General features: G+C 63.9%; 4 protein-coding genes. 1 reads left to right on the forward strand and 3 read right to left on the reverse strand.

Translation table 11 applies throughout. The features are described 5' to 3' along the window. Nucleotides 1-23: 23 nt before the first annotated feature. Nucleotides 24-809: a 2-keto-4-pentenoate hydratase gene (locus VGD20_RS05215; RefSeq protein ID WP_331133431.1), complete on the reverse strand. Its 786-nt coding sequence runs from the start codon at nt 807-809 to the stop codon at nt 24-26. A gap of 178 nt (nt 810-987) precedes the next feature. Here VGD20_RS05215 and VGD20_RS05220 point away from each other — a divergent pair, with 178 nt between their 5' ends. Continuing rightward, complete coding sequence (locus VGD20_RS05220) at nt 988-2,043, forward strand: LacI family DNA-binding transcriptional regulator (protein WP_331133432.1); 1,056 nt, start codon at nt 988-990, stop codon at nt 2,041-2,043. A 3-nt stretch (nt 2,044-2,046) separates the two neighbouring features. On the opposite strand, the gene VGD20_RS05225 is transcribed toward VGD20_RS05220, so the two are convergent. Together VGD20_RS05225 and VGD20_RS05230 are read right to left on the reverse strand one after the other, a co-directional pair. After that, nucleotides 2,047-3,726, reverse strand: coding sequence for a hypothetical protein (locus tag VGD20_RS05225; protein WP_331133433.1), 1,680 nt, complete (start codon nt 3,724-3,726; stop codon nt 2,047-2,049). A 67-nt stretch (nt 3,727-3,793) separates the two neighbouring features. Next, nucleotides 3,794-6,406 carry a TonB-dependent receptor gene (locus VGD20_RS05230; protein WP_331133434.1) on the reverse strand — a complete coding sequence of 871 codons (2,613 nt, stop codon included), beginning with the start codon at nt 6,404-6,406 and terminating at the stop codon, nt 3,794-3,796. Nucleotides 6,407-6,542 lie beyond the last annotated feature (136 nt).

Below are 6,542 nucleotides of genomic sequence, written 5' to 3' on the forward strand. Positions count from 1 at the left end.
ATGTTTCTCTCCCGTTTGGCCTGTTAGCCTGTGATGGAGCAGCTGACGCGGATTTTTCCGTCGAACACTGCATCGGCGCGCTGGCCGGGTCGTATTTCGTGAATTCCGGTAATCGCGCCGGCGGACACCCAGGTTCCGGGCGGGATCGCGATGCCGCGCGCGCGAAGCGTGCGGATCAGGAACAGCGCCGATCCGAACGGACCATCGAGCATCGTTTCCATCGTGGCCGTGCCGACGGTCTCGTCGTCGATCGCCATCTCGACAGGCATGGCGATGAGGTCGGTCTCGCGCCAGTCGGGGATCGACGGACCGAGGACAAGCCCCTTGTTGTTGCCATAGTCCGAAGCCGTGACGGCCGGGCCGTGCCGGTTGATCCCGATAAAGGGCGAACTCGCGATCTCGAGGCCGGTGCGGACATCGACGATGCAGTCGCGGACCGAGGACAGATCATAATCGCGCGCGCCGATCTCGCCGAAGCATAGCAGCACCTCGGCCTCGGCCGCCGCAAAGCCGGCGGCATAGACGGGCATCGCGGGCGCCTGTGCGGCGCTGCCGTCGACGATCTCGTCGCAGAAGATCGGGCCGGTCAGGCGGTTGCCACCGTAGCGGTCGACGAGGTCGGCGGCGATTCGCCCGACTTTCCATCCGCCGACGCGGCGCCCGTCGAGCACGATGGCCGCATCCTGGATGGCATAAGCCTCCGCCATCGTTTGCGGAAACGCGCCAGGATAGACGGTAAGCGGTGTCTTTTTCGCGCGTGCCGCAAGAAAGGCCTGGGCCACAATGTTCGGGTCGCTGGTCGATGCCATATTTTGTGATTTCCCTCTTCGGCGAATGTCTCTAAAAGACACCGGTGTCAAAAGCAAGCGAATAGCCATGGATGCGGTTGATTTTGCTGGCCCGAACGCCCATCAGGATGGCGGCAGGACAGGCAGGGCAGGGACATCGCGCCCGATCGGCATGACTTGCAGGGGAAAGCAGAAGTATATGGCGGCTCAAACGACCGGACCGGGATCCAGACAACCGACGATCAACGATGTGGCGGCGCTCGCCGGGGTTTCGAAAAAGACGGTCAGCCGGGTGATCAACCGGTCCGAATTCATCAGCGAAAAGACGCGGACCGCGGTCCGGGAAGCGATCGAGCAGCTCGGCTTCGTTCCCAATCCGCAGGCGCGCGCGCTCGCCTTTCGCCGCAATTTCCTGATCGCGCTGCTCCACGACAACCCCAATGCGCAGACGGTGCTGAATTTCCAGCAGGGCGTGCTCGACGCGATCAAGGACAGCGACCTGGCGCTGCTCGTCCGCCCGGTCGACCGGACGTCGGACAAGATGCTCGACGATGTGCGTACCTTCCTCGAAAAGCAGCGGCCGATCGGCGCGATGCTGTTGCCGCCGATTTCGGAGAATGACGATCTCGCCGCGCTCTGCGACAGCCTCGGCGTACGCTATGTCCGCGTCGGCTCGGCGCCGCTCGACGATCCGCAGCATTGCGTGTCGTCGAATGATCGCGAAGTGGTCGGCGAGGCGGTCGGAAAGCTGGTCGCGCTCGGCCATCGCCGCATCGGCTTCGTCCGCGGTCCCGTCGGTTTCCGCTCGGCCGCCGAACGCGAGAAGGGCTTTCTCGAAGCGCTGGCGGCCGCCGGGCTGACGCTCGCCGACGAGCTCAACGAACCCGGCAATTATCGGTTCGCGGCGGGTATCGACGCGGGCGAGCGATTGCTGTCGCTCGCCGAACCGCCAACCGCGATCTTCTGCTCGAACGACGAAATGGCCGCCGGCGTGATGAGCGTCGCGCATGCCAAGAGCATATCGGTTCCGGGCGCGCTGTCGATCATCGGCTTCGACGATTCGCCGACCGCGACGCATATCTGGCCCGCGCTCAGCACGGTGCGCTGGCCGATCCGCGAAATGGGGGTGCGCGCAGCGCATAATCTGGTTCCCGATTTCCTGACCGGAACGATCCAGCCCGCCGATCCCGACACCGCCAGCCTTGCCTCGACCTTCGTCGAGCGCCAGTCGGTCGCGCCGCCGGCGGCACGCTGAGGCTCAGCGGCGCCGGCGCGCCAGCTGATATTCGTAGAGCGACGGCGCGCCATCGACCGCCTGCCCCGTCGCTTCGATATAGGGCGCAGGATTATAGCGAACCTCGATCCTGCGGTTGGCGTGGAGGCCGACGATCCGCTCGCCCGGGCCTTCGAGCCCGCTGGTGATCGCGACCGTAGCGTCGGCGGGAATGCCCTCGGGCATTACCAGTTTCGCATTCCACAGCGTGTTGTAGAGCCCGTGGCCGGGCTTCCAGTAGGGAGCGCCGCCGCCGACCCACAGCTGATATTGCCAGGCGCCCTTCACCTGTTTCGGATCGATGTGCATCTCGATCGCGTCGAACAGATTCTGGTGGTTCGATCCGCTGTGCTGGTCGATGATCGCTTCCTTGTCGACGACCGAGCGCAGGAACACCGACCGCGTCGAGCGGGTGTTGATGCTGACCGGATGGACGACGGGGTTCTCGACCTTCAGATCCTTGACGAGCACATTGTGCACTGCGCCGACATGCACCGAATAATGCGCGCGGCGATCGCCCGTGGTCGTGATATCGGCGATCGTCAGGCTCGCGGCATTGTCGGTGAGGATGCCGCTGTCCGACCGGTCGATCGTCAGCCCCTTCACCCAGCCGTCAAAGACGCCCGTCATGTAGATGCCGTTATAGCCCTGCTCGAGATGATGGCCGAACGCCGGAGCTTCGGGAAATTGCAGCCGCAGGTTCTGGATGCCGACGTTCGTCAGATGCTGCCAGCCGGCAATCACCGCGGGCTGGTCGGCGCGCACGTCATGGAGCAGCGGATCGCCGAGTGTCACCGTCTTGCCGCGCACCGCCACAACACGCGTCGCCTGCGCGACCACCGGCCGGTTCGGAAAGGTCCAGTGGTGCGATCCGATTGGAAGGTCGGTGTCGCCATAGAGCGATTTCAATATCTGGCTCTTCGGCCCCTCGCCCGAAAACCATTGCAGCTGCACGACGTCGCCGACCTTGAGCTTCGCCGCATCGTCGACCGCCAGCGTGCGGCTGAACTGCTTGCCCGACACCCCGGTCGCGAGCACCGGGTCGCGGACATCCTTCGTCCCGTCATAGGAGACCGGGCGGCTGCCCTCGGGGGCGACATAGATCATCCCCCCCGACCAGGTATATTCGGTGAAGAGATAGTCGATATTATGCTCGGGCTCGACCTGCTGCTTCTTCTCGCGCACCAGATATTCGCGCAGCTCGTCATAATCGTGGCTTTTGTCGATGAGCTTCAGCGGGCGGGGGAACCAGAGCTCGCTGCCGCCCGGGCCATTGCCCGCCCCGTCGAGGACGATATCGCTGCGTGTGATCCGCAGTACCTCGGTGATCTGCGTGCGCCCCCTGGGAAAACGCAGCGTCACCTTGCCCTTCACCGCATTGGCGGCGGCGAGCGCGCGCAGCACCGCCTTGGTGTCGTCGAGCCCGTCGTCGGGGATCGCGCCATGGTCGGTGACATCGACGATCGTCCCCGCGTCGGCGGGGAGCGGGGCAAGGCCGAAACCATAGCCGGCATAGCTGAAATCGGGGAGCGGGTTGGCCTTGGCGACAGCGGGGTCCGAAAGGATCGCGGGCAATGTCGCGGGCTGCGCCTGCGCCGGGAAAATCAGCGCCGCGCCCAGCGCCAGTCCAGAAACGAGGCGCGCGGCCCGATTACCCGTCGTCATCAAATCTCTCTCCCTGCGATCGCCCGGTCATGGCGGCGCCGCGAAACGGCGCCGCCACTCCAGTGGATCAGAATTTTGCGCGCAACCCGACCGAGAAACGCCGCTCGGACAAGGCATAGCTGTTGAGCGCGGTCGTGTTGAAATTGCTATACTCGCTCGTCGCCGATTTCTTCGGCATCAAATTCTGTGCCTGCAGCGACAGCGCGAAATTCTCCGTGATGTCGAGCCCGACCTGCGCGTCGAGCTGCGAGCGCGAGCCGACGAAGCTCGGGCGCCCCTCGGAAAATTCGAACACCGCCTCGTCGCGGTAATTATAGGCGAGGCGCGCCGAGAAGGGACCTTTCTCGTACAGGCCGACGAGGTTGTAGCTGTTCTTCGACACCGCGACGAGCGGGAAGCCGGCATTATCCTCCGAATCCGAATAGGTGTAGTTGGCAATCACGCCGAAACCGTCGAGCGGCGAGGGCAGGAAATCCATGAACTGCTGGATACCGATTTCGAAGCCCTTGATCTTGGCGCTCGCGAGATTTTCGGGGCGCGAGAAGGTCAGTTCGCGGCCGTGGTCGTCGAGATTGAGGTCGACGCCGGTGGTGACGAAGCTGGCGATGAAATTCTTGACGTCCTTGTAGAAGACCGCGCCCGAAATCAGCGAGCTCTTGCCCGTATAATATTCGAAGCTGACATCGGCCTGCGTCGAGATCGGCGGTTCGAGATTCACATTGCCACCGGTGACCGACAGGTTGGTCGCGTTGAAGAAAGTCGACGGCGCGAGATCGGCGATCGACGCGCGCTGCATCGTCTGCGACCCCGACACGCGAATCAGGAAATCATCGCTGACGTTGAAGGCAATGTTCGCGCTGGGGAGCACGTTGGTGTAGCGATTCTTGTCGTTGCGCAGCGTGCTGACCGTGCCAACGTTGACGTAGCTGTCGACCGACAGCCGCGTCGATGCAATGCGCACGCCCGCATTCGCCTTGTACGGGATTCCGGCGATCTCGCCCTCGCCCGATACCATCAGATAACCCGCAAGCGTCTTTTCGCTGAAGTCGTAATCGCGCTGCAGGTTGGGCAGCAAGGTCGACTTGCCGTTCGGATCGGGGTTGGGCTCGGCCGCCTGCGCGCGGTTGAAGACATAGTCGAAGGTCGGCGCGGTGCTCAAAAAGCTGCGCGGGAAGGTCCCCGGAATATCCGACAGGAAATCGCCGGCATCGATGCGCTTCAGATAGGGTTCGATCTCGGCGCGGGTCGGGGTGACCTGGCTGCGGAAGGCGTTCGACCTGGCATGCAGGTCTGTATAGCGCACGCCTGCCGCGATCGTCACGCCGCCGCCGGTTTCGTAGCTGACGTCGAGCTTGCCCGTCCATTCCTCGAGCAGGCCGATCAGGCGGTTGCTGCGCACGCCGTTGTTCGCCGGATTGTAGGAGTCATAGTCGGTGGGGTCGAAGCTGCCGAGATCGAGCGACGGGATGGTGTTGTCGCGGAAATCGAACGCGCCGGGAACCAGCGCGGTACCCTGCAAGGTGATGATCTGGATCGTCTGGTCGATCGTGCCCTTGCTGTAATAGCCGTCGGCCTCGATCGTCAGCCCGTTGTCGCCCTCATATTTGCCGTTGAGCCCGTAAAGAAAGCTTTCGGTCGGCTCGTTGCGGATCTGTCCCGCGGTGGTGACGGTACCGTTGGCGTTGCCGGCGACGACCATGCCGTCCTCGACGACGCGATTGGTGACGGGATTGCTACCCGTCGGCAGGCGAAAAGCGAAAAAATCCTGCCGGCGCCCGGTCTTGAGCTTCGAATAGAGCGCATCGGCGGTGATCGTGAATTCGGGGGTGACCTCGAACTGGATCGCGCCGTTGAGGCCGAGGCGCGAGCGGTCGACGGTGAACTGCTCATATTGCAGCAGCGTCGGGGTCGGAATCACGCCGCCATCTGTGCCGGTGTAGGTACGGTTCAGGAAATTGTTGCGCTCGAACGTCTGCGTCACCGAGGTGCGCTTCTGATATTCGCCCGCAAGCATGATGCCGATGCGGCCATCGGCGAATTTGGTCGTTGCGAAACCCGTGATCGCCGGTTCGAACTTGTCCGAATTTTCCGAATAGACGCCCTGCGCGCGGACCGAGATCGTCGGCTCCTTGAACGACAGCGGCTTCGGCGTGACGAGGTTGACCGTGCCGCCAAGCCCGCCTTCGGCCTGGCTGGCGAGCGGCGACTTGCGCACTTCCAACCGGCCGAACAGGCTCGACGGCACCGAATCGAGGCCCGACGAGCGGCCGAGCTGGTCGTTTTCGGGCGGCGACAGACGCGCCGACCAGCCGAGCAGGGTGCGTCCGTCGACTTCGACACGAACCTGCTGGAGCCCGCGCACCGACACCGACTGGCCCTCGCCGAACACGCGGGTGATCTGGACGCCGGTGACGCGCTGCAGCGCCTCGGCGACATTGGCGTCGGGCAGCTTGCCGACATCCTCGGCAGTGATGACGTCCATCACCTGCGGCGCTTCGCGCTTGATATCCGCCGCCTGTTCGAGCGAAGCGCGAATGCCGGTGACGACGATCGCATCCGCATCGTCCGGTGCCGCTGCCGCGTCCTGCGCGTACGCCGGCGCCATCACCAGCGCGGCAAGCGATGCGCCGCCCGCAAGTTTCGCCAACAGATATGCGCCCCGCGCTGCTCGATGTGCCATGCTGATCCTCCCTCTGTCGCTGCGCATTCCCGTCCTGCCGAGGAATGACACCGGTTACTTTGCGAGACAATGAGATCGCCCACCCCAATGCCCGAATTTTCCGAGAGTTTGCTGGCTGGCACTTTGCGGCCGGCCG

This window comes from Sphingopyxis sp. (assembly GCF_036402335.1).
GTDB lineage: Bacteria > Pseudomonadota > Alphaproteobacteria > Sphingomonadales > Sphingomonadaceae > Sphingopyxis.